The 21,899-nt window shown below is 48.3% G+C and carries 21 protein-coding genes and 1 pseudogene; 14 read left to right on the plus strand and 8 right to left on the minus strand.

The features are described from left to right. Position 1 precedes the first annotated feature (1 nt). Both ACZ5DR_RS07165 and ACZ5DR_RS07170 read left to right on the plus strand, forming a co-directional pair. Positions 2-1,012 carry a response regulator gene (locus ACZ5DR_RS07165; protein ID WP_377366671.1) on the plus strand — a complete coding sequence of 337 codons (1,011 nt, stop codon included), beginning with the start codon at positions 2-4 and terminating at the stop codon, positions 1,010-1,012. 1 nt (position 1,013) lies between these two features. After that, complete coding sequence (locus ACZ5DR_RS07170) at positions 1,014-1,973, plus strand: sensor domain-containing diguanylate cyclase (protein ID WP_377366670.1); 960 nt, start codon at positions 1,014-1,016, stop codon at positions 1,971-1,973. A 59-nt stretch (positions 1,974-2,032) separates the two neighbouring features. Here ACZ5DR_RS07170 and rimK read toward each other — a convergent pair whose 3' ends face one another. Continuing rightward, positions 2,033-2,938: a 30S ribosomal protein S6--L-glutamate ligase gene (gene rimK, locus ACZ5DR_RS07175; protein WP_377366788.1), complete on the minus strand. Its 906-nt coding sequence runs from the start codon at positions 2,936-2,938 to the stop codon at positions 2,033-2,035. A 120-nt stretch (positions 2,939-3,058) separates the two neighbouring features. Beyond that, a pseudogene (locus ACZ5DR_RS07180) lies at positions 3,059-3,418 on the minus strand (ATP-dependent zinc protease family protein); the annotation flags it as partial. 249 nt (positions 3,419-3,667) lie between these two features. On the opposite strand from ACZ5DR_RS07180, the gene ACZ5DR_RS07185 reads away from it, so the two are divergent. Further along, positions 3,668-4,582, plus strand: a complete 915-nt coding sequence (locus ACZ5DR_RS07185; protein WP_377366668.1) for a D-hexose-6-phosphate mutarotase — start codon at positions 3,668-3,670, stop codon at positions 4,580-4,582. A 59-nt stretch (positions 4,583-4,641) separates the two neighbouring features. Here the strand turns inward: ACZ5DR_RS07185 and ACZ5DR_RS07190 are convergent, their stop codons facing one another. Next, positions 4,642-5,418, minus strand: coding sequence for an exodeoxyribonuclease III (locus tag ACZ5DR_RS07190; RefSeq protein WP_377366666.1), 777 nt, complete (start codon positions 5,416-5,418; stop codon positions 4,642-4,644). Between the two features lie 117 nt (positions 5,419-5,535). Here ACZ5DR_RS07190 and pyrE point away from each other — a divergent pair, with 117 nt between their 5' ends. Then, positions 5,536-6,183 (plus strand): orotate phosphoribosyltransferase, encoded by a 648-nt coding sequence (pyrE, locus tag ACZ5DR_RS07195; protein WP_377366664.1) that lies wholly within the window; start codon positions 5,536-5,538, stop codon positions 6,181-6,183. 21 nt (positions 6,184-6,204) lie between these two features. On the opposite strand, the gene slmA is transcribed toward pyrE, so the two are convergent. From slmA to coaBC, 4 genes are all read right to left on the minus strand, one after another. After that, positions 6,205-6,801, minus strand: a complete 597-nt coding sequence (gene slmA, locus ACZ5DR_RS07200; protein WP_377366662.1) for a nucleoid occlusion factor SlmA — start codon at positions 6,799-6,801, stop codon at positions 6,205-6,207. Positions 6,802-6,844: 43 nt separating this feature from the next. Continuing rightward, positions 6,845-7,753 carry an acetylglutamate kinase gene (argB, locus tag ACZ5DR_RS07205; protein ID WP_377366660.1) on the minus strand — a complete coding sequence of 303 codons (909 nt, stop codon included), beginning with the start codon at positions 7,751-7,753 and terminating at the stop codon, positions 6,845-6,847. Between the two features lie 320 nt (positions 7,754-8,073). Next, positions 8,074-8,532, minus strand: coding sequence for a dUTP diphosphatase (gene dut, locus ACZ5DR_RS07210; protein WP_377366658.1), 459 nt, complete (start codon positions 8,530-8,532; stop codon positions 8,074-8,076). Beyond that, entirely contained in the window at positions 8,529-9,755 is a 1,227-nt protein-coding gene (gene coaBC, locus ACZ5DR_RS07215; protein ID WP_377366656.1) for a bifunctional phosphopantothenoylcysteine decarboxylase/phosphopantothenate--cysteine ligase CoaBC, read from the minus strand. Before coaBC ends, dut begins: the two co-directional genes overlap by 4 nt. A gap of 110 nt (positions 9,756-9,865) precedes the next feature. On the opposite strand from coaBC, the gene radC reads away from it, so the two are divergent. The 10 genes from radC to cdd all read left to right on the plus strand — a co-directional run bounded on the left by radC (position 9,866) and on the right by cdd (position 19,204). Next, the gene (gene radC / locus ACZ5DR_RS07220; RefSeq protein ID WP_377366654.1) at positions 9,866-10,540 is read left to right on the plus strand and encodes a RadC family protein; all 675 of its coding nucleotides are present in this window, start codon (positions 9,866-9,868) and stop codon (positions 10,538-10,540) included. A gap of 213 nt (positions 10,541-10,753) precedes the next feature. Next, the gene (rpmB, locus tag ACZ5DR_RS07225; RefSeq protein ID WP_055463997.1) at positions 10,754-10,990 is read left to right on the plus strand and encodes a 50S ribosomal protein L28; all 237 of its coding nucleotides are present in this window, start codon (positions 10,754-10,756) and stop codon (positions 10,988-10,990) included. Positions 10,991-11,002: 12 nt separating this feature from the next. Then, positions 11,003-11,173, plus strand: coding sequence for a 50S ribosomal protein L33 (rpmG, locus tag ACZ5DR_RS07230; protein WP_111637483.1), 171 nt, complete (start codon positions 11,003-11,005; stop codon positions 11,171-11,173). 166 nt (positions 11,174-11,339) lie between these two features. Then, positions 11,340-12,989 carry a leucine-rich repeat domain-containing protein gene (locus ACZ5DR_RS07235; protein WP_377366652.1) on the plus strand — a complete coding sequence of 550 codons (1,650 nt, stop codon included), beginning with the start codon at positions 11,340-11,342 and terminating at the stop codon, positions 12,987-12,989. A 78-nt stretch (positions 12,990-13,067) separates the two neighbouring features. Then, positions 13,068-13,886 carry a bifunctional DNA-formamidopyrimidine glycosylase/DNA-(apurinic or apyrimidinic site) lyase gene (gene mutM / locus ACZ5DR_RS07240; protein WP_377366650.1) on the plus strand — a complete coding sequence of 273 codons (819 nt, stop codon included), beginning with the start codon at positions 13,068-13,070 and terminating at the stop codon, positions 13,884-13,886. Between the two features lie 221 nt (positions 13,887-14,107). Beyond that, on the plus strand, positions 14,108-15,103 hold the full coding sequence (locus tag ACZ5DR_RS07245; RefSeq protein WP_377366648.1) for a BMP family lipoprotein: 996 nt from the start codon (positions 14,108-14,110) through the stop codon (positions 15,101-15,103). Between the two features lie 77 nt (positions 15,104-15,180). Further along, the gene (locus ACZ5DR_RS07250) at positions 15,181-16,734 is read left to right on the plus strand and encodes an ABC transporter ATP-binding protein (RefSeq protein ID WP_377366647.1); all 1,554 of its coding nucleotides are present in this window, start codon (positions 15,181-15,183) and stop codon (positions 16,732-16,734) included. After that, positions 16,731-17,828, plus strand: a complete 1,098-nt coding sequence (locus ACZ5DR_RS07255) for an ABC transporter permease (RefSeq protein WP_377366645.1) — start codon at positions 16,731-16,733, stop codon at positions 17,826-17,828. Before ACZ5DR_RS07250 ends, ACZ5DR_RS07255 begins: the two co-directional genes overlap by 4 nt. A gap of 9 nt (positions 17,829-17,837) precedes the next feature. Next, positions 17,838-18,806: an ABC transporter permease gene (locus ACZ5DR_RS07260; protein ID WP_377366643.1), complete on the plus strand. Its 969-nt coding sequence runs from the start codon at positions 17,838-17,840 to the stop codon at positions 18,804-18,806. After that, entirely contained in the window at positions 18,806-19,204 is a 399-nt protein-coding gene (cdd, locus tag ACZ5DR_RS07265; RefSeq protein WP_377366641.1) for a cytidine deaminase, read from the plus strand. Before ACZ5DR_RS07260 ends, cdd begins: the two co-directional genes overlap by 1 nt. Positions 19,205-19,243: 39 nt before the next feature. Here cdd and ACZ5DR_RS07270 read toward each other — a convergent pair whose 3' ends face one another. Next, the gene (locus ACZ5DR_RS07270; RefSeq protein WP_377366640.1) at positions 19,244-21,679 is read right to left on the minus strand and encodes a bifunctional acetate--CoA ligase family protein/GNAT family N-acetyltransferase; all 2,436 of its coding nucleotides are present in this window, start codon (positions 21,677-21,679) and stop codon (positions 19,244-19,246) included. Positions 21,680-21,899 lie beyond the last annotated feature (220 nt).

The following is a 21,899-nucleotide window of genomic DNA, read 5'->3' on the forward strand; positions in this document are numbered from 1 at the left end:
CATGAGTAAACGAATTCTTATCTGTGATGACTCAGGCATTGCTAGAAAGCAGCTGTCTCGCATTCTGCCCTCTGAATGGGATGCTCAAGTAGAGTTCGCTAATAATGGACAGGAAGCAGTTGATCATATTGGTCAGCACCCCGTTGACCTATTATTTTTAGATCTAAATATGCCTGTAATGGACGGTTATCAAACCCTTGAGGCGTTAAAGTCCATTGCGAATCCTCCAAAAGTGATTGTTGTATCGGGTGACATTCAGGCTCAAGCCCTAGAGCGAGTAAAAGCTTTAGGTGCCATCGACTTTTTGAAAAAACCTGTGGATTCAGCCGTTCTGGTTGCGGCTCTGGAAGCTCATCATCTAATGGGGATGGAACATGCGGAAGGAGGACTGATTTTAGGGGATGTGGTTGAAGACTTCTCCCTGAGCCAGTGTCTACAAGAGGTGTCGAATGTCTCTATGGGGCGTGCGGCGAGTGTTCTAGCGGATATGTTGAATGTCTTCGTAAAACTGCCTGTACCTAAGGTAAACATCCTAGAAGTCAGTGAGTTGCAAATGGCCCTCAGCTATGGCGCCATGAACAACGGTCGCTGTTCAGCGGTGACTCAGGGCTTCGTCGGAGCAGGTATTGCTATGGAAGCCCTGCTGATCTTCTCTGACTCCAGCTTCCCAGATATGGCTAAGCTGTTAAATGTAACGGAAAAGATTGACCGTGACATGGAAATTGAGCTGTTAATGGATGTGTCATCTGTATTGATTGGGCCCTTTATCAAAGCCCTCGGTGATCAGCTGAATATCGATTTTAGCCACAGTCATCCAGTGGTGATGGGGCAGCATATCAAGGTAGCGGATCTCATCAATGTGAAGCGTGCTCAGTGGAAACGAACCCTCGCCGTAGAAATCGTGTATGAAGTTGAAAACTATAAAATTAGCTGTGATTTGATGATGTTGTTTACAGAAGACTCTTTGCCCGTGCTTGAGCATCTTTTGTCCTATTTGGTAGAGGAAGACTAAGATGAACCAGCAAGCGGACATGACTGAGCTGCATTGGCTGTTTGATATGCTTCAGCATATCGATGTGGGGCTAGTGGTACTTAATAATCGCTATGAAGTGGAGCTTTGGAATGGCTTTATGGAAAACCATTCTGGCGTCAGTTCCAGCAATGCTCGTACCAAATCCTTGTTCTCGATTTTTCCAACCATTAATCAAGATTGGCTAAAGCAGAAGCTTGATAATGTGTTGGCGCTACGTACGCCCATATATGTTTCCTGGGAGCAGCGACCGTATTTGTTTCCGTTTAAATCCTATCGCTCCATCACCAGCCTTTCAGAAAAGATGTTCCAAAACGTGGTGATCAGACCAATCAACAATGCCAATGGCACAGTGACCCATTTGTGCTTGGTGGTCTACGATGTGACGGATGTGGCGACTAATAAGGCAGCCTTATCCTCTGCCAATCGTAAGTTGGATCAGTTAAGCAAAATTGATGGATTAACCGAGCTAAACAATCGTTCTAGTCTAGATCGTGCGATCAAGGTCACATTTGATTCCTTTGCTAAGGGGAATGCAGGGCCGCATTCTTTAGTGATGGCGGACATCGACTTTTTTAAGAAGGTAAATGACACCTATGGTCATCCTATTGGGGATCAGGTGCTTCAAGAAGTGGCGAAGATACTGTCATCGGGTTCCCGTAAGGGAGACTTTGTGGGACGTTTTGGCGGAGAAGAGTTTTGCGTTTTGTTGCCCAACACTGGGATCAATGGCGCCTACCAATATTGTGAAAAAATGCGCTCTGAAATTGAGCAGGCCGTGATTAAAACAGGCAAAGGTGAGATTAAGATCACCATCAGTATGGGGGTTTGTGAGATTGATGAATCCCATAAGACGACAGCCCAATGGCTGGAAGCCGCTGACAGTGCTTTGTATAAAGCCAAAGAAGGTGGTCGTAACCAAACTGTGAAAGCCAACGGTTAGTACCGTGTGTTTAATATAAGAAAGGCCACCCTAGGGTGGCCTTTTTTTATCTGAAGGGACTAGCTAAGTTTGCTCGCCAGGCGCTTTTCAATCGCCGTGATCATGCGCGTGGCGATGTCTTCGTTGGTGGCGGTTTCAATGCCTTGTAGGCCTGGGGAGGAGTTCACTTCCAATAGCAATGGGCCATTGTTAGAGCGGATAAGATCCACCCCAGCCACTTTAAGGTTCATGGCTTTGGCAGCTTTTATGGCGATGCGTTTTTCTTCTGCGGTCACTTTCACAAGCTCGGCTCGGCCACCTTGGTGAATGTTGGCGCGGAACTCGCCAGGAGCCGCCACCCGTTGAATGGAAGCCACAACCTTGCCGTCGATGACGAAGCAACGTAGGTCTTTACCACTGGCTTCTTTAATGAACTCTTGCACCAAAATATTGGCATTTAAGCTCTTGAACGCATTAATAACCGATTCGGCTGCTTTTTTGGTTTCTGCCAATACCACGCCTTTACCTTGAGTGCCCTCTAGCAACTTCACAATCAATGGGGCGCCACCCACCATGTTAATCAAATCCGTTGTGTCGAGTGGTGAGTTGGCAAAACCTGTGGTGGGTATGGCCAATCCATGCTCTAGTAAGAGTTGCAGCGAGCGTAACTTGTCCCGGGATTGAGCGATCGAGACGGAGTCGTTTAAGCAAAAAATGCCCAGTGATTCAAACTGACGCAACAGTGTACAAGCATAAAAAGTCATACTTGGACGAATGCGTGGAATCACCGCATCGAGATCGTTCAAGATACGTCCGCCCCGATAATGGATCTCTGGGGTGGTAGCGTCCAGCTTCATATAGCAATGACGCACGTTCAAAAACTGCATCTCATGACCGCGGGCTTCACCTGCTTCGATGATGCGGCGATTACTGTACAGCTCAGGATTACTGGCTAATACGCCAATCTTAAGGCCGCCTTCTTTGATCTCAGGGGCTTGATAAAGATCGGCTAAGGATTCTTGCAAGCGATCACCGAAAATACAGCTGATTTGAGGGTCCACTAGCAGGCGGCCATTCATGGCTTCACGGCCTAGGAGCATGCGATAGCCCATGCTGTCACGATCCGTCAAGGTGACTTCCACTTCCCAAGTGCGATCTCCCAGCTGAAGCGGTACACGGATCACAAAACGGCGCTCACGGTCACCGCTAGAGCTTTTGATCACGCGCTGGTCAATGACTTCAGCTTCACAACTGATCACGACTTTGCGACTGTCTTGGATAGGGTGTACGTCAAATGCGGCCCAGAGTTGTCCTGAACGCTGGAAGGTTTGGATATTGACCGCATGCAGTGAGGATGTCTTTGCCCCTGAATCCACACGCGCTTTAATAGCTGGGATGTTCAGTGATGGAAAAGCGCACCATTCGGCGTTACCCACCACCATTTTTTGATCAAAAAAATCAGTCATAATGCAAAATTCTCAATGAGGTTGGCGTTTTAAATGTAGCCAAAGTGAGATGTGAAAGATAGGTTTTCAAGGTGCGTTTTAGACAGCCTTTTATGGATTGCGTTATAGCTTAATATCTCAGAATTGGTAAGTGTTATTTTGTATTCTGACATTATTTTGCCATTTGAATGTTAAGCATCACGTCAAACTATTGTAATACCCGATTGAAGGGCTAATATGGCTCTACTGCGTGAACGATTGGAGCGACGAATGAATGCTCAGCTAATTCAAGAGCTGGAAGCGCTAGGTGGAGAAATACTGCCTGCAAGTCTTAGAGATTGTGATGAGATCATTATTGATCAGCCAAGTTACACTGCCCGTATTGCACTTTGGGGCGGTCATTTAGTGAGTTTTATTCCAGCAGGTCAGCCTGACCTGTTGTTTCAATCCACCAATGAAGGGGCACAAACCCGCTTTGGTCGCCGCCATTTTGGTGTGCCTGTGTGTTGGCCTTGGTTTGGAGCCAATGCTGAGGACGAAGATTTTCCCGCCCATGGTTTGGCGCGCTACTTCCGCTGGGAGTTGGTGGAAGTCGGACGCTTCAAAAATGGCGATGCCAAGATTGTGATTCGTTTGGCCTCAGAAGATCATCCGCTGATTGAAGAAATGTGGCCCCATGCGTTTGAATTGCGACAAGTGTTCCGCTTCGGGGAAGGCTTCAGTGTTAACTTTTCTGCTGCAAACCTTTCAGAAGCTTCCATGCCGGTATCTGAGGCTTTGCATACCTATTTTAAAGTAGGCAGCCAAGAGCAGGCTCAAGTAGTTGGCTTGGACGGTGTGACTTACATCGATAAGTTTAACGAGGGCAAAGAGTTTCAGCAGAGTGGCTCTGTGAGTCCTTGTGATACCCTTGATCGGGTTTATGTGAATGCTCCAAACAGTATTGAACTGGTGGACCCTGTATTGTCCCGTAAGCTGATCATCGAAACAGAGGGCAGTGAATCTACGGTACTTTGGAACCCAGGGGAAGCCTTGGCAAAATTGCGTACCGATTTAGAAGATCACGAGTATCAAGAGTTTGTGTGTGTTGAAACGGCAAATGCTTTGGTAAACCGTTACACAATTAAGCCCGGTGACATGCATCAGTTGCGTGTTAGCGTTAAGGCTGAAGCTTTGGATGCCTAATGCTTTTAGGTATTAAGAAAAAGCCCAACTAAGTGCTGGGCTTTTTTGATGGTGCTTCATTAATCTAGATCGTATTCCATGATCAGTGGCGCATGGTCAGAGAAACGCTGACCTTTATAAACGCTGCCCCCTTGGATCACGTGCTTAAGGCCTGGTGTGGCGATCTGGTAGTCCAAGCGACCCCCTTCGTCCAGCTTCCAAGCCCGTTCGTAGTCTGGCCACCAAGTGTATTGCTTATCTTGCTTGTTTACCTGGCGGAACGCATCAATGTATTCGTGATCGTTGAAGATCTCGTTAATCCATTTGCGCTCTTCAGGCAAAAAGCCAGAGTTACGTTGATTGACGAACCAGCTGCTCACGTCAATAGGGGAACGAGCCACATTGGTCGTACCACAGAAGATAAATTCACGACGTTTACGACGTGTTTTGATCAAGTGGTTCTTAAAGCCTTCCATAAAGCGGTACTTATGCTCTTGTAAGGCTTCTTCATGGTTAGACCCATGAGGTGTCAAAAAGGAGCCGATGCTGACTTTATCGAAGTCCGCTTGAATAAAGCGTCCTTCAAAGTCGCACTCCGAAAACCCCATACCTGTCATAATCGCTTTAGGCATGGATTTCGAGTAGATCGCAACCCCAGCTTCTTCCGGATCATTGAGTGAATCAAAGAAGTACGCATTGTACTCAGGTGGGAAGAAAACACTGTCATTAAGGCTGCGTTCGTCCGCTTGAATGTCTTGCAGACACACAACATCTGGGTTCTGACGCAGCATCCAGTCGAAGAACCCACGTTCCGCTGCTTGTTTTATACCGTTTACATTAAGGCTGATGACCTTCATTTCTGGTCCCTACAATTCCTAGCCGTGTGTTATATTAGCGCCCATTGTTCGTCAGGAAAGCATATTCCTGTCACGAGAGGCAATTCATTTGTAGTTTTTAATCTTTCTGGAGTTGGCATGAAACCGTACCAAAGAGACTTTATAGAGTTCGCCATTGAGCAAAATGTACTACGTTTTGGCGAATTTACACTTAAATCGGGTCGTGTAAGCCCGTATTTCTTTAACGCTGGCCTGTTCAGTACTGGACAAGCTCTGGCGAAATTGGGTCGTTTCTACGCTGCTGCCTTGGTTGAAGCGGGCGTGCCATTTGATGTCCTATTTGGCCCAGCTTACAAGGGTATCCCTTTAGCAACAACCACAGCCGTTGCGCTTTACGATCATCACGACATTGATACGCCTTACGTATTCAATCGCAAAGAAGCGAAAGATCACGGTGAAGGTGGCACCCTTGTAGGGGCTCCGCTTCAAGGCAAGATCATGATCATTGACGATGTTATTACTGCTGGTACTGCCATCCGCGAAGTGATGGACATCATCAACAATGCGGGTGCGACGCCAGCAGGTGTGCTGATTGCGTTAAACCGTCAAGAGCGTGGCCGTGGCGAACTGTCTGCTATCCAAGAGGTTGAGAGAGATTTCTCTATGCCTGTGGTGAGCATTGTTTCCCTTAACGACATCATGACGTATCTGGCTGAACAGGACTCTCCTGAGTTTGCTCAACATCTTTCTGCAATCAAAGCATACCGTGATCAATACGGCGTGTAATGATGATGGCCGTTCTTATGATTAAGAGCGGCCAGCCATCAATGTTGGAGCAATGGCTTCCCATTGTTCCGACCAAGCTTGCAATGGCTTGGTTTTGTACTCAGTTCGCACATATTGGCGAATTTTGCCTTCCAATAGCGCGAGTAAATAGTTAGCGCAGGGCATTGTGCCCATGACTGGGCGCAAAGACTGCTTCAAGTCGGCTTCTCGAATCACTTGTCGTAATTGGGTTTCAATACGATCAAACAATTGCGCAATGCGCACGCGAAGGCGTTCTGTTTCCCCAGCTAAGGCATCACCTGTAAGCAGGCGACACATGCCCGGGTTTTGCTCTGCAAAGCCAAGGGTCAGGGTGAGGATCATTTCCAAACGAGCCGTCACGTCACTTTCATCCTGAATAATTCGATGAATGCGTGAAAACAGAGTTTCTTCAATGAACTCAATCAAGCCTTCAAACATCTTCGCTTTACTAGGAAAGTGGCGGTAAAGCGCGGCTTCAGACACGCCCACTTCTTTTGCTAAGGCCGCAGTGGTGATACGAGCACCTGGGCTGCTCTCTAACATGGCTGCCAGTGCTTGTAAGATTTCCGTGCGTCTGTCGCTTTTTTTAGTACTCATATCATCACTGCCTATCGCGTATCGTCATTAATAGTTTAGCGAGTTAAGCGTCTTTGTTTTGGTTGGTGATCAGGGTGCCGACGCCCGTATCGGTAAAGATTTCCAATAGAGTGGCGTGGGGAACTCGTCCATCAACAATCACTGCGCTGGTAACGCCTGCATTGACCGCAGACAAAGCACAGCTGATTTTAGGTAGCATGCCACCGTAAATGGTGCCATCTGCAATCAGTGCATCCACTTGAGCGGTGCTTAACCCCGTTAGTACATTGCCTTGCTTATCTTGAACACCTGAAATGTTTGTCAATAACATGAGCTTCTCGGCATTCACTGCTTCAGCGACTTTCCCTGCAACTAGGTCAGCATTAATGTTGTAAGAGTTGCCTTCGTCATCCACACCAATAGGGGCAATAACAGGAATGAAATCACTGTTTTCTAAGACGCTTAGAACACTGGTATCAATGCTAGACACTTCGCCAACGTGGCCAATGTCTACTTGTTCTGGGGCAGACATGCCTTCTGCTTGATGCTTCACAAACAACTTTTTCGCTTTGATGAAGTTGCTGTCTTTACCAGTCAGACCAATGGCTTTCCCGCCCGCACGGTTGATCAGATTAACAATGTCTTTGTTTACTTGGCCACCTAGGACCATTTCAACCACATCCATGGTGGCGCCGTCAGTGACACGCATTCCATTGATGAATTTTGATTCGATGTTGAGCTTTTGTAGCATTTCACCGATTTGTGGGCCGCCACCGTGTACGACAATCGGGTTAATGCCGATGGCTTTCATCAATACGATGTCTCGTGCAAATCCTGCTTGTAGAGCTTCATCAGTCATGGCGTTGCCGCCGTATTTGATGACCAGCGTTTTGCCAGCAAAACGTTGGATGTATGGAAGTGATTCACTCAGTACTTGAGCAACATCAAGGGCAGATTCGCGAGTGTAAGCCACGGCTTGGTAACTCCTGTTGTTATTCGTAGGCGATCCAGAATATGAGCGTTTGGATCAAGGCGTTAGGTCTAAATCTTACAGAAGAAATGTATCAGAACGATGACGTGCCGTTCTTTCAATGAGTGTAAGCGACCACTTATGGGTCAAAATAATAACGTGAACTTGCGTTTCACTCTAGCGATAAAATAAATAAATTGACGCAAATTTGACCGCTTACAGAGATATTTAATTACGTAAGTCCGGATAGGTGAGGTGGGTGAATTCATGGAGCAAAGAAGTTGAGAAAAACTCAACTCTCATGCTCCACTCATCCAAAAGGCTTAGTTCATGCCCGTGGAGCCGAAGCCCCCAGTACCGCGTTCTGTCGCTTCGAATTCTTCGACAATGTTGAACTCTGCTTGCACCACCGGCAGCAGCACAAGCTGGGCGACGCGCTCGCCAGGTTCAATGGTAAAAGCGGTTTGTCCGCGGTTCCAGCAAGAGACCATCAGCTCCCCTTGGTAATCCGAGTCGATCAAACCGACTAGATTGCCCAGCACGATACCGTGTTTGTGACCCAGTCCTGAACGAGGCAGTATGGTGGCCGCAAGATTAGGATCTTCAATGTAGATGGACAAACCCGTTGGTAGCAGGGTGGTTTGCCCCGGCTCCAAAACGACGGCTTCATCTAAACAAGCACGAAGATCGAGACCTGCAGAGCCTTCTGTGGCGTAGGCAGGCAGAGGAATCTCTTTGCCGATTTTGGGACTCAGAATTTTAAGTTGAATAGGGTGCTTCATGTGTCACTCGTTTGTGTCTGTTGATATTGAAAAATAAGTTCAACCAGCTCATCCGCTAAAGCAGATTTAGTGGATTTTTCTGGCGACCATTGCTGATCTTTTGACAGTACCGTCACTTCGTTTTGGTCTTGATTGAAGCCGATGTCACTGCGTGAGACGTCGTTTGCAATGATAAGATCAAGGCCTTTGCTCTCGAGCTTCTTGCGGGCGTACTCTAAAACATTTTGGGTTTCTGCCGCGAACCCCACCATGCATTGGGCGGCTTGCTCTGACGATAGGGTGGCAATGATGTCAGGGTTTTTCACCAACGTAAGTGTTAGGTCATTGCTGTCGCTGGTTTTTTTCATTTTTTGCTCCGCCACGTCCTTCATACGAAAGTCCGCAACGGCCGCAGCCCCGATAAATACATCCGCACCTTTTGCCGTCGCGGCACGGCAGGCATAGAGCATTTCTTGGGCGCTTTTAATGGCCACAAGTTTTACGTTGGCCGGAGGCGCTATTTGCGTGGGGCCACTGACTAACGTCACTGTGGCACCACGGGCTTGAGCCGCCTTAGCTAAGGCGTAACCCATCTTTCCAGAGCTGTGATTGCTGATATAGCGCACGGGATCGATGGCTTCCATGGTGGGCCCTGCGGTGATGACCCAGTGCTGTCCTGCTAAGTTTTGTTGTACCGGTGTGACAAGCTGCTCAATTGCGGCGAATAGGTCCGCCGGTTCTTCCATGCGTCCCGCACCCACATCCCCACAGGCTTGTGCTCCGGATGCTGGACCCATGATGGCAACACCACGTGATTGAAGAGTCACGAGGTTTGCTTGGGTGGCTGGGTGCTTCCACATGGCTTGGTTCATGGCGGGCGCCAAGGCTACAGGGGCTTCCGTCGCCAAACATAGGGTCGTGAGCAGATCATTTGCCATGCCCTGTGCGTAGCGTGCCATAAAGTCAGCTGACGCTGGGGCGATCATGATGAGATCCGCCCATTTGGCCAATTCTATGTGCCCCATGCCTTGTTCGGCCTCTGGATCGAGTAGTGAACTGCGCACTGGGTGGCCAGACACGGCTTGCAGTGTCATCTCTGTGACGAAGGCTTTGCCTCCTTCGGTTAACACCACCTGAATATCCGCACCGGCTTTACTCAGTAAGCGAATCAGTTCAATGGTTTTATAGGCGGCAATGCCACCAGTGATACCTACTAGAATCCGTTTGTTGACGAGACTAGACATACTTAGCTTCTTGTAACAAAGTGATGAAAAATTAACCTTGTTTGGCATTTCAGGACGAAGCGCTAAAAGGTCGGATTTAATGAGTCAAAGAGTATCACATGGAGGTGCGTATGAGTATTAAACAGTGGCCAGCCAGCGAACGCCCAAGGGAGAAGCTCATAGAGCAAGGAGCTCATGCATTGAGCGATGCAGAGTTGCTGGCGATCTTCCTGCGAACGGGGACTCAAGGTCTGAGTGCCGTAGAGCTGGCGCGGCGGGTGTTGCAAGAGTTTGGTGGGCTGAGGCCTATGTTGTCTGCTTCAAGGGAAGAGTTCTGCAAGGGCTTTGGTTTAGGGGATGCGAAGTACACCCAGCTGCAAGCGGTGCTGGAAATGTCGAAACGACATCTGCAAGAGCAGCTGACACGAGACACGGTATTTAACAGCGCCGAAGCAGTACGTACCTATTTATCCACTCAGTTGCGCCATGCCCAGCGTGAAATATTTGCGGTTTTATTTCTCGACTCCCAACATCGGCTTATTCGATATCAAGAGCTGTTTATGGGCACAGTGGACAGTGCGGCAGTGTACCCAAGAGAAGTGGTCAAAGCGGCGCTGACCCATAATGCCGCAGCGGTAATCTTGGCTCACAACCATCCATCCGGTGTGGCAGAGCCTAGCCAAGCGGACATCAATATTACCGAGCGTATTCGCAAAGCATTAGATCTTATTGATGTGAGATTGCTGGACCACTTTATTGTTGGGGATGAGCGGCCTCTGTCTTTGGCCGAACGAGGTTTGGTCTAACTAAGATGAAGGCGATTGATCATTTTTTAACAAATGATTTGCTGTTTAGGGGGCGCTGTGAGAGAATTCGCGCCGCTATATCCTCGGTACGGGATTTTGTGGCCCCCGCGTCCTCTTTGATGTTGTAATTTTAAAGAGTTCCAGAGTGACCCACGCTCCGCCTGAGGAAGTGCAAACTTCCAATAATCTTCGGATAGCATAAGGTATTTAATTATGTCTCGCGTATGTCAAGTTACTGGGAAGCGTCCTATTACAGGTAATAACGTTTCTCACTCAAAGCGTCACACTAAGCGTCGCTTTCTTCCTAACCTTCACTGGCACCGTTTTTGGGTAGAAAGTGAAAGCCGTTACGTTCGTCTTCGTGTATCTTCTAAAGGTATGCGTATCATCGATAAAAAAGGCATCGATTCAGTTTTGACTGAAATGCGTGCCCGTGGCGAAAAAGTATAAGGAATCTGAATTATGGCTTCTAAAGGCGCTCGCGATCTAATCCGCATGGTATCTTCTGCAGGTACTGGTCACTTCTACACGACTGACAAGAACAAGCGTAACACTCCAGACAAATTGGAGATGAAAAAGTACGATCCTGTTGTTCGTAAGCATGTGATGTACAAAGAAGCGAAAATTAAATAATTTCGCCTGATTTGTAATGAGAAAGCCGGCCTTAGCGCCGGCTTTTTTGTGTTTATAAATTGTCAATTTATAAGTCTTGTGTAAATTTTTTGTTCGAAAAGTAACCAAATGTTCAAAAAATAGGTTAAGTTATAATCTCTTCAAAACGAAATGCAGGGATTTAGCAATGCCATTTTCTCATCAGTTTTTAAAAATTCTAGGCTTATCATCAGTCGTTTTTTTGACGGCTTGTGGTGGGGACAGTGATTCCGATAGCGATAGCTCGACTGATTCGGGTAGCTCAAGTGGTTCAAATAATTCAAGTTTGGCTGGAACGACAAGTTTTAGTGAGTCGTTGGTTTTAGGTAAGCGATTTTTTATAACATCACCACAATCAAATGGTGTCACGGATATTTCTACGGCGGTGTTTGCCAGCTCAGGTAATACGGTTAACTGGGGAGAAGGTTACATTGATTCTGCAGATGGCTCCGATTATTTCCTTGAGGAATACTCTTGGTCTGTTGATTCGGGAAAAATGAGCGTTGATGGTACAGGTAGTATCAAATCTTCTAGTGATGACTACTTAGTTGTTTGTTTTTACGAGGACGATAACAGCTCAGACTGTGATGGTGATGATAACAATGAACGTTGGTATGTCGATAAAGACAAAGCGAATGCTTATGTAACCAGTAGTTCAACTGGTGGTACAAGCGTAAATTTAAACTTGATCACCGATTCTGTTCTAAAGGCTCAATTTACTGCTCTAGAGTTCGATTACATAGAGCAGGTTGAAGAGATTAACCGGCAGGATGCTGGTATTACTAGTGTTGCAGGGTTGCAACAATTTACGGAGCTAGAAAAGCTTACACTGTATGAAAACCAAATCAGTGATATTTCAGACCTTTCAGCTTTAATCAATCTAAGATGGTTGTTGATTAGTGATCAAGTTGATAGCAATGGCGATGATTTGAATTTAGAAAGCTATGATGCTATCGATTCAATGACGAAGTTAATTAAGCTAGAGCTTTCTGAGTATGACTCTGATAATCGGCCCGAAAAATTTGATTTGGCGGCGTTTATCAATGATACAAGTGCAGATAAGACCAATCTAGAGTTCCTTTTCTTCTGGGGGCTACCATTAACTAATACCGATGTCGCGGCAATTGATGGACTGACTAGTTTGAGAAAACTGTCTATATCGGAAGGGGTTGTGACGGATTTTGATCAATGGAATACAACTTGGAATAACGTTACTGAGTTAAGAGTGAGTGGTAACACGGCGAAGGCTACTTTAAGTCTTGCTGAATTGGTAAGTGGTGGAATTGTTTGGTCCAATATAGAAAAGTTGGAACTTTCTAATACCGATATCGACGGAACTGATCTAGTGACTATTTTGGATGGTGTCAGTGGTTCTGATGGTAGTTTGAGGTTTCTTGATATCCAGAACACCAATATTACTTCTTATGATGCATTCGACAATTACTCATTACCAAAACTTGAGCGAATAAAACTAAAATATGGAGCCGGTTCTTCCAATAGAGCGACATACGATCTAGGAGGGGATTTACCTTTCACTAAATCTAAGATGACGCGTTTAGAGATAGAAAATGGTGATATCTCGAATTTCGATGTGGCTTCCTATACGTCGTTGGAAAGACTGGATATTCGTGATTCCAATATTACGGATACGACGGTGGCGGACTTTAAAGCAGCGTTGGCAGGACTTTCTAGCCTTAGCCGGGTGGACATTGGTAATGCTCAGATCGCGGGTGCCTCATTTACGTGTAATGACATCGGTGTGGGGACTTCTACAACCGCTACAAGCTGTAGGCAGTAAAGCTTAAGTTACGCTAAAGCGTGTCTACAGTGAGAAACCTCCTTATACTTGAACGCTTCAATATAAGGAGGTTTTCTTTTGCCTGAATTACCCGAAGTCGAAACCACCAAAAACGGCATTGCGCCGCATATTCTAAATAAAACCATTTCTGCCATTGAGATTCGCCAGCCTCAATTGCGTTGGCCGATCCCTGCCGAAGTATCTGAAAAGCTGCCTAATCAAACGGTGCGGGATGTGACTCGCCGTGGTAAATACATTGGTGTGCATACGGATGCTGGGACCTTGATCATTCATTTGGGGATGTCCGGTAGCTTGTACTTTGTGGAACCCAATACGCCGCCGCTGTTCCATGACCATGTTGATATCCATTTTGGTGCGCAGTCACCGGTTTTGCGTTATACCGATCCACGCCGCTTTGGTGCCATGATGTGGCAAGAAGGGAATTGGACAGACCATGAATTGCTGAATCACCTAGGTCCTGAGCCGTTAACACAAGCCTTTAATGTGGACTATTTGTACGCTAAGACTCGGGGTCGAAAACAGGCGATCAAGCAGTTCATTATGGACAGTAAAGTGGTCGTTGGTGTGGGGAATATCTATGCCAATGAGGCCCTGTTTATGGCGGGGATTCGTCCAACCCGAGCTGCTGGCAACATCAGCAAAGCCCGCTTAGCCGTGTTTGTAGAGAAGATTAAACTCGTGTTGGCCGCCGCGATTGAGCAGGGCGGTACGACCCTGCGTGATTTCATTGGTGGTGATGGTAAGCCCGGGTACTTTAAACAGGAGCTTAAGGTCTATGGTCGGGCCGAGCAGCCTTGCCGAGTGTGCCAAACCCCATTGAAAGAAATTCGTCAGGGGCAACGCAGCACTGTTTACTGCGTGCAATGTCAAAAATAGCGTCTGGGCATGTTTATTGCTGATTTTTAATTTCACAGCGAAAAATGCGTTCAACGTCTACCTTTTACAGGGAATCGCCGCATTGTTTAGGGTTTCCCTGAAATAATAGTGCAATTGTGCAAGCGAGGATTGCGCTCAAACGGTAATCAGTTTATTTTTGACCGATTAGCCAGCTTTATCTTAAAAGCGGGCTACCCAGACCAATATAAAGAGGAATGAGAATGAAAGGTGTCTTTCTTGTATCTGCTACAGCGCTAGCAATCGCAGCGGCTTCTGCCCAAGCTGCTGATATCAAACCAGCAGTGGTTTATGACCAAGCGGGTAAATTTGATAAATCCTTCAACGAAGGTGTTTACAACGGTATTACGAAGTACACAGAAGACACAGGTATTCAAGTTCGTGAATCTGAGCCTAAAAACGAAGCTCAGGTAGAGCAAAACCTACGCCGCTTGGCTAAACGTGGCTACACGCCAATCGTTGCTGTGGGTTTCAACATGGCGTCTGCTGTGTCGAAAGTGGCGCAAGACTTCCCTGAGATCCAGTTCAGCATCATTGATGGTGTGATTGATCAGCCAAACGTGCAGTCTATTGTCTTCAAAGAGCACGAAGGTTCCTTCCTAGTGGGTGCTTTGGCGGCTATGGCTTCTAAAACAGACACAGTGGGCTTCGTGGGTGGCATGGACATCCCTCTGATCCGCAAATTTGGTTGTGGTTACGAGCAAGGTGCCAAGTACATCACGTCTGATGCAACTGTCATTCAAAACATGACTGGCTCTACTGGTGCAGCGTTCAACGATCCGACTAAAGGTTCTGAGCTTGCGAAAAGCCAATTCTCTCAAGGTGCTGACGTAGTCTTCGCTGCTGCTGGGGGTACCGGTATCGGTGTTTACCAAGCCGCTAAAGACGAAGGCAAATTGGCCATCGGTGTTGACTCTAACCAAAACCACATTCAACCAGGCACTATGCTGACCTCAATGGTTAAGCGTGTGGATCTGGCTGCCTACAAGGTGTTTGCAGATGCGAACGCGGGTGAGTGGACATCTGGTCTAACGGTACTTGGCCTAGCAGAAGGCGGTGTTGATTGGGCGCTTGATGACAACAACGCAAGTCTAATCACTGAAGAGATGAAGACTAAAATTGCAGATGTGAAGCAGCACATCATCAGTGGCGATATCCAAGTACATGACTACATGTCAGACAATACTTGTAACTACTAATACGTAGTCAAGCAGCTGCTCGCTAACAGGGCGAGTAGCTGCTTTTTTTTGTTTAGAATTCTTAAATAGAACGGTTTATGAGCAATCAAACACCTCCATACGCAATCGAGTTAGAAGGGATCTCTAAGCGCTTTGGCGCCGTGCAGGCAAACAAAGACATCAGTCTGCAAGTACCCACTGGCACCATTCACGGCATCATTGGTGAAAACGGTGCAGGGAAATCCACTCTAATGAGCATCATCTACGGTTTTTACGAAGCCGATACGGGGTCGATCTCCATTGATGGTGAAAAAGTCGATATTCGTAATTCCCAAGATGCGATCAAAGTAGGCATCGGCATGGTTCACCAGCATTTCATGTTGGTCGAGAACTTCTCGGTACTAGAAAACATCGTATTGGGGGCGGAAGGCGGTGCCGTGCTCAAGCATGGTCTTGATGCCGCTCGAGAAGAGCTCAAACGCCTTGAGTCTGAATACCACCTAGATGTGGACGTTGATGCCATTGTAGAAGACCTGCCAGTGGGTTTGCAGCAACGTGTAGAAATCCTCAAAGCCTTGTACCGTGGTGCCAAAATTCTGATTCTTGATGAGCCTACTGGGGTGTTAACACCACAGGAAGCGGATCACCTATTCAGAATCCTGAAATCCCTGAAAGAGCAGGGTGTGACGGTGATTTTGATCACCCACAAATTGCGCGAGATTCTTGCCTCCACGGATAACGTTTCGGTTATGCGTCAAGGGGAAATGGTAGCCCACCGTGAAACGGCCACCACTGATAAAGAAGAGCTTGCTGAGCTCATGGTCGGTAAAAAAGTACGTCTTAAGGTTAATAAAGACGATGCTACGCCACAGCAAACTGTCTTGTCAGCGAAAGACTTGTCTCTATTTGATGAGCAAGGGGTTGAGCGTCTGAAGAAGGTTTCTTTGGAGCTGAAAGCCGGTGAGATCCTAGGTATTGCTGGGGTATCCGGTAATGGTCAAAGTGAGTTGCTAAACGTGCTGTCAGGCATCGCAACCATGTCGTCTGGGTCGATTGAATTTGCCGGTCAAACCATTACGCCTAACGCCCCCAAAGACGCGGCACAGATGCGTGAGCTAAAGATGGCTCATGTGCCAGAAGACCGACATAAGATGGGCTTGGTGACAGGGTTTGAAGCCTATGAAGCGGCCGTGTTGGGATACCACAATTCAGAAGCTTATAACGGTCGCTGGTTGATGAGCCGTAAAGCGATGTTCAAAGAGTGTGAACAGCGCATGGCGGATTGGGATGTGCGTCCTCCAAACCCTCTGTTAAAAACGGCGAATTTCTCTGGTGGTAACCAGCAGAAGATTGTTATCGCTCGTGAAGTGGAGCAAAACCCAGATGTGTTGTTGATCGGCCAGCCTACCCGTGGGGTAGACATAGGGGCGATTGAAAACATTCACGAGCAGATTGTTAAACTACGGGATGCAGGCAAAGCCATTTTGCTGGTGTCCGTGGAACTTGATGAAATTATGGCTTTGAGTGATCGAATTATTGTGATGTTTGATGGCGCTGTGGTGGGCGAAGTCCCTGCCAGCGAAGCGGATGAACGCACCCTTGGCTTGATGATGGCCAATGCGTGGAACGAGGGACAAGGAGCAAACCCATGAGTCAGGCGAAAGTCCCTGTTTGGGTCAGCGTAGGCTTGATCCCACTGTTAAATATTCTGCTAGCCTTCTTTGTTTCGGGTTTGGTATTTGTGGCCATTGGTCAGGACCCATTCGAAGCGGCAGGCTATCTTTTATACGGTGCGTTTGGTTATGACGAAGGTATCGGTTACACCCTGTATTACGCTACGAACTTAATCTTCACCGGTCTTGCGGTCTCTATCGCCTTCAAGGCGGGGCTGTTTAACATCGGTGGGGAAGGTCAGGCTTATATCGGTGGTTTGGGCGTGGGCTTGTTGTGCCTATGGTTAGACAGCTCCATGCCACTGATCATTATCGCCCCCTTGGCCATTATTGGTGGCGCGGTCTTTGGTGCTGCTTGGGCATACATTCCAGCGTATTTGCAGGCTCGACGTGGTAGTCACATCGTAATCACGACCATCATGTTCAACTTCATTGCCTCCTCCTTGATGGTTTATCTAATGGTGAACTGGCTAAAAGAAGAAGGCATGATGTCGCCAATTAGCCGTACTTTCCAAGAAAGTGCTTGGCTACCTTATTTGCATGACATCTTCACGCCTCTTGGCCTAGACATTGGTGACTCGCCCTTGAACCTAGCCTTTATCCTAGCCTTGTTAGGCTGTGTGATTTATTGGGCCTTGGTCTGGCATACCCGTTGGGGCTACCAGCTACGTACTGTGGGCACGAACCCTACAGCGGCACGTTATGCAGGGATTGATAATGCCAAAGTGACCATTTGGGTGATGCTGATCTCAGGTGCGTTCGCGGGTTTGGTGGGCGTCAACGAAATCATGGGGGTTAACCACAACCTGTTGCTAAACTTTACCGCAGGCTATGGCTTTGCTGGGATTGCGGTAGCGTTGATGGGGCGTAACCACCCAATCGGAATTATTTTGGCTGCGATTTTGTTTGGTGCCTTGTACCAAGGTGGTGCGGAGTTGGCTTTTGAGATTCCAAGCATCACACCTGAAATCGTGGTAGTGATCCAAGGTCTAGTGATCCTCTTCTCTGGGGCGCTGGAAAACATGTTTAAAGGCCGAATTGAAGGCTATTTCTTACGCAAAGCGGCAGCATAGGAGCGCGGTATGTTTGAAACATTAATACTGATTCTCGATGCGACCTTACGCGTATCGACACCCTTGATTTTGGCGGCCTTAGCTGGCTTGTTTTCAGAGCGCTCTGGTATCGTTGATATCGGTCTTGAAGGCAAGATGTTGGCGGGGGCGTTTGCTGCCGCAGCCGCAGCCGCTGTATTTGGTTCTGCATGGCTAGGGCTATTGTTCGCGATTGCCGCATCGGTGTTTTTGGCGCTGATTCACGGCTTTGCTTGTATTACTCACCGTGGTGATCACATCGTGTCTGGTGTGGCGATTAACACCATAGTGGCAGGGTTAACTGTGACCTTAGGTCTGGATTGGTTTAACCAAGGTGGTCAGACTCCAGCTCTTACTGGTGACGCGCGTTTTACCCCGATTATCTTTCCGTTTGCGGAGCAATTAGCAGACGTGCCTGTGATTGGCCTAATCTATTCTGAATTGCTGAGCGGTCATAATATTTTGGTGTACTTGGCCTTTGCCATGGTGCCAACCACTTATTGGGTGGTGTTTAAAACACGTTTTGGCTTGCGTTTGCGTGCCGTGGGGGAAAACCCTCATGCGGTGGATACCGCAGGTATCTCGGTGGCGCTGGTGCGTTACCGCGCTTTGATCATCTGTGGTGTCTTGTGTGGTATCGCAGGGGCTTACTTGTCCACTGCTCACAACGCAGGCTTCTTGAAGGATATGAGTGCCGGTAAAGGCTACATGGCCTTGGCTGCTTTGATCTTTGGTAAGTGGCGTCCAGTGCCTGTGCTGTTTGCTTGTCTGTTGTTTGGTTTCTTGGATGCCGTAGCGGTGCGCTTACAAGGTGTGTCTTTGCCGGGTATCGGGGAAGTGCCGGTTCAGGCGATTGAAGTCTTGCCATACGTGCTGACGGTGCTCTTGTTGGCGGGCTTTATCGGTAAAGCGGTGGGACCAAAAGCCATCGGTAAGCCGTATGTGAAGGAACGTGCCTAATGTCGAATCATGACGACTGGCTCCAGCTGAGCGAGCAAGCTATGAGTAGGGCCTATGTGCCTTACTCTAAATTTCAGGTGGGTGCGGTGATTGAGACGGAATCGGGAGCGGTGTTCTCTGGCTGTAATGTGGAGAATGCGTCTTACCCAGAAGGCACTTGCGCAGAAGCAGGGGCCATTTCCGCTATGGTGATGGGTGGCGAGCATCGAATCCGTCAGATCTATGTGATGGGCAAGGGTGTGGAGTTGGTGACGCCTTGCGGTGGTTGTCGTCAGAGGATTCGTGAGTTTGCTGACGAACATACCCAGATCCATATCTGTTCTCCAGAAGGTGTCCGTAAAACCCTTTCCATGAACGAGCTGTTGCCGTTTTCATTTGGTCCTGACAATTTGAAGTAATCGTCAGTTAGCCATGCTAAAGCCGACGTCCCTATCGGGTCAGTCGGCTTTTTTGTGGGCGGAGGATTTTTTCAGGGCGTCTTTGACCCCGTCGATGAACTTAGGTGTTAAGCGCACGTAAGCGGTGACAAGACTAATGTCGTCTGGGTCTCGCTTGATGGTGAAGCCAATGCGGCGGCAGAAATCGATCATGCGCTTGTTTTGTGCCAGCACAGTGCCTTTCATTTCTTTGATGCCTTTGAAGTGCGCCACTAAGAAGAGGCGGCGCATCAATAAGGCGGCCAGTCCTTGTCCTTGGTGTTCATCTCCAATGACAACAGCAAATTCACAGCTGCTGTCATCAAAATTGTCGCTGAAGCGTGCCGCTCCCATGAGTTGAGGTTGTCCGTCTTGTTCTCCTACCGCGATAAGGGCCATTTCTCGGTCGTAATCAATGTGGGACAAGCTGGAGATCATTCGTGGTGTCAGCTCTGAAATATTGGCGATAAAGCGGAAATAGCGACTTTCATGGGACAGATTCTTAACGAAATCCGCCATCATGTATGAATCCCGTGGCAAGATGGGCCGTAGCGTAATGTCTTGGCCATCTTTCAAGGTGACTTGCTTGACCCATTGGCGAGGGTAAGGCTGGATCGCCAAGTGTTCGTAGCGCTTCAGCTTAGGGCAGCTTTTTAATGTGGCGCTCACATCCGCAAAGATACTGCCGCTGTCATGGATCCGCACATCCGCCAAGGACAGGCTTTCAAATTCCGGTAGCTCGCACACCATGGTGGAGAAGCTGCGCAGTAGGTCTTCCAGCTCGAAGGATTCTTCCACCGAGGGAAAGGCCCGGTGGATCAAATCTTTCGCCAAGATGGTGTTCAAGGGCGGTAGGGCGACGGCTTCCGTTTGGTGGTGCCACTGGTTTGCCCCTTCCAAAGACAAGCCAATCGCTGGCCCAAATACGGGGTCTCGAAAGGCACGTAGATGTATGGGCGCTTGCAGCACATAGTTGGCTTGGCGACGAGCGATTAAACGGAAGTTGAATAAGTCAAAAACGCCCTTTAAATCTTCAGCACTGGGGGAAGTGTTCCCTGCTTTGATCAAGTCTTTTAGCTGGGCTCTGGCGGCAGCCACATCAATGTTAAATCGGAAAGCGTGGCTATCAGGTGTTTGCTTTGCGAGTAGCTGGTTGCGCTGGAATTGCTCGAGGAATTGGAAACCTTCAATGGCCGCTTCTGGGGTTCTAAACGTAGGGATACCTGCCTCGTTAATGCGTGTGCGCATGGCCACCATGTGCCCGCCCCCTAGCATACATACCATTACCAGCTTCTTTTGCTTCTTATGGAGTTGGAGGACTTGATCGTACAAGGAGGCAATGTTGATCAGGGCGGTGGGACTGAGCATTAACAGAACGGCACCACATTCTTTATCCTGCAGTGCGGTGTTCGCCAGCTCCACAAACAAATCTGCGTCACAGCTGGCCCAAGCAGTGGTAATGCGGCCAACGCTGCCACGGCCTGCCATAGTGGTTTCAAGCTGGTTTCGCAGTGACTCGCTGGGGGTCAACAAGCTGACGTTGAGCTCTTCTGCCCGCTGGGCGGCGAGTTCCCCTGGGCCAGCCCCGTTGCCAATGACCATTAGAGAGCCGCCTTTGACCCGTCGAGCATTGGTCATGACCGATGCTGCAGCGACTAAATCATTTAACCGACGACCACGTACCGCGCCTGTTCGACTTAGGGCTGCGTCTAATACGCGAGGATCGGCCCCTACATTGTGTTCGGTGACCACGGCCACGGGTTTGGATCGGCTGGCCGCACGCAAACTGCTCAAAAAGCGTGTGGTGGAGCCAATCTTTTGTAAGTACATCAAGATGGATTGGCTCTCGAAGTCGTTAGATAGGAAGTCGAGTATTTGGGATGGCATCACATCCACCGGACTGCCCATGGACACCACCTGTGAAAAGCCAATACCCTGCCAAGTGGCCCAGTCCACAAGAGCGCTGGCCACTGTGCCTGATTGAGACAAGAGGGCAAGGCGTCCCGCTAATGGCTGAGTAAGGCCAAGCCATGCAGAGAAGCCTTGTTTAGGGCGGCAAATACCAAAACTGTTGGGGCCCATTAAGCGAACGTTGTGCTGGCGGGCGGCTTTTTGGATGTCATCTGGTGATTCATGGGTGCCCGTTAAGACTAATAAAGCAGCAATACCTGCGTCGCCGCATTGTTCAATGAGGGAGACCAAAGGGGTGTTAGTTTCCCCCGCTAATATGGCTAGGTCTGGCGTTTTTTGTATGTCATTCAAGTGCTTGATATGGTCAAACGGCAAAGTGCCCACAGCGTCGTCTGGACGCACGCCCAAAAGGGTCGTCACGCCACGGCGCCCACCATAGGACAGGGCGCGAAGCACTGCCAAGAGCAGCGGACTTTGGCCATCTTCCCCCGTGAAGACTAAGATGGAAGATGGCGCCAGCAAAGGTTGCAGAGCGTGTTGGGGCATGCAAGTGTCTCCCTGAGTAGCCTGTAGCGAACGTCTCGGCGATAGGGCCTTCGCTCAACGACAGAGAATGCACAGTTTCTTTAGCAGTCTAGACCAATGTCGGATAGGCTGCTGATATGGATGTGTGGCTTCATATGACTGACAGGCTTTGTTGAAGCCTAGATACATAGTAGCCTTGTATCAATCGACATTGAATAACAATAACAGACACCCTTGATCT

The sequence above is a fragment of the Marinomonas vaga genome (genome assembly GCF_055388305.1).

What these genes read in the sequence shown, in the direction of transcription:
- ACZ5DR_RS07165 (WP_377366671.1), top strand. Translation starts at nt 2, where the DNA reads ATGAGTAAACGAATTCTTATCTGTGATGACTCAGGCATTGCTAGAAAG.
- ACZ5DR_RS07170 (WP_377366670.1), top strand. Translation starts at nt 1,014, where the DNA reads ATGAACCAGCAAGCGGACATGACTGAGCTGCATTGGCTGTTTGATATG.
- ACZ5DR_RS07185 (WP_377366668.1), top strand. Translation starts at nt 3,668, where the DNA reads ATGAATGCTCAGCTAATTCAAGAGCTGGAAGCGCTAGGTGGAGAAATA.
- ACZ5DR_RS07190 (WP_377366666.1), bottom strand. Translation starts at nt 5,418, where the DNA reads ATGAAGGTCATCAGCCTTAATGTAAACGGTATAAAACAAGCAGCGGAA.
- pyrE (WP_377366664.1), top strand. Translation starts at nt 5,536, where the DNA reads ATGAAACCGTACCAAAGAGACTTTATAGAGTTCGCCATTGAGCAAAAT.
- slmA (WP_377366662.1), bottom strand. Translation starts at nt 6,801, where the DNA reads ATGAGTACTAAAAAAAGCGACAGACGCACGGAAATCTTACAAGCACTG.
- dut (WP_377366658.1), bottom strand. Translation starts at nt 8,532, where the DNA reads ATGAAGCACCCTATTCAACTTAAAATTCTGAGTCCCAAAATCGGCAAA.
- coaBC (WP_377366656.1), bottom strand. Translation starts at nt 9,755, where the DNA reads ATGTCTAGTCTCGTCAACAAACGGATTCTAGTAGGTATCACTGGTGGC.
- radC (WP_377366654.1), top strand. Translation starts at nt 9,866, where the DNA reads ATGAGTATTAAACAGTGGCCAGCCAGCGAACGCCCAAGGGAGAAGCTC.
- rpmB (WP_055463997.1), top strand. Translation starts at nt 10,754, where the DNA reads ATGTCTCGCGTATGTCAAGTTACTGGGAAGCGTCCTATTACAGGTAAT.
- rpmG (WP_111637483.1), top strand. Translation starts at nt 11,003, where the DNA reads ATGGCTTCTAAAGGCGCTCGCGATCTAATCCGCATGGTATCTTCTGCA.
- ACZ5DR_RS07235 (WP_377366652.1), top strand. Translation starts at nt 11,340, where the DNA reads ATGCCATTTTCTCATCAGTTTTTAAAAATTCTAGGCTTATCATCAGTC.
- ACZ5DR_RS07245 (WP_377366648.1), top strand. Translation starts at nt 14,108, where the DNA reads ATGAAAGGTGTCTTTCTTGTATCTGCTACAGCGCTAGCAATCGCAGCG.
- ACZ5DR_RS07250 (WP_377366647.1), top strand. Translation starts at nt 15,181, where the DNA reads ATGAGCAATCAAACACCTCCATACGCAATCGAGTTAGAAGGGATCTCT.
- ACZ5DR_RS07255 (WP_377366645.1), top strand. Translation starts at nt 16,731, where the DNA reads ATGAGTCAGGCGAAAGTCCCTGTTTGGGTCAGCGTAGGCTTGATCCCA.
- ACZ5DR_RS07260 (WP_377366643.1), top strand. Translation starts at nt 17,838, where the DNA reads ATGTTTGAAACATTAATACTGATTCTCGATGCGACCTTACGCGTATCG.
- cdd (WP_377366641.1), top strand. Translation starts at nt 18,806, where the DNA reads ATGTCGAATCATGACGACTGGCTCCAGCTGAGCGAGCAAGCTATGAGT.
- ACZ5DR_RS07270 (WP_377366640.1), bottom strand. Translation starts at nt 21,679, where the DNA reads ATGCCCCAACACGCTCTGCAACCTTTGCTGGCGCCATCTTCCATCTTA.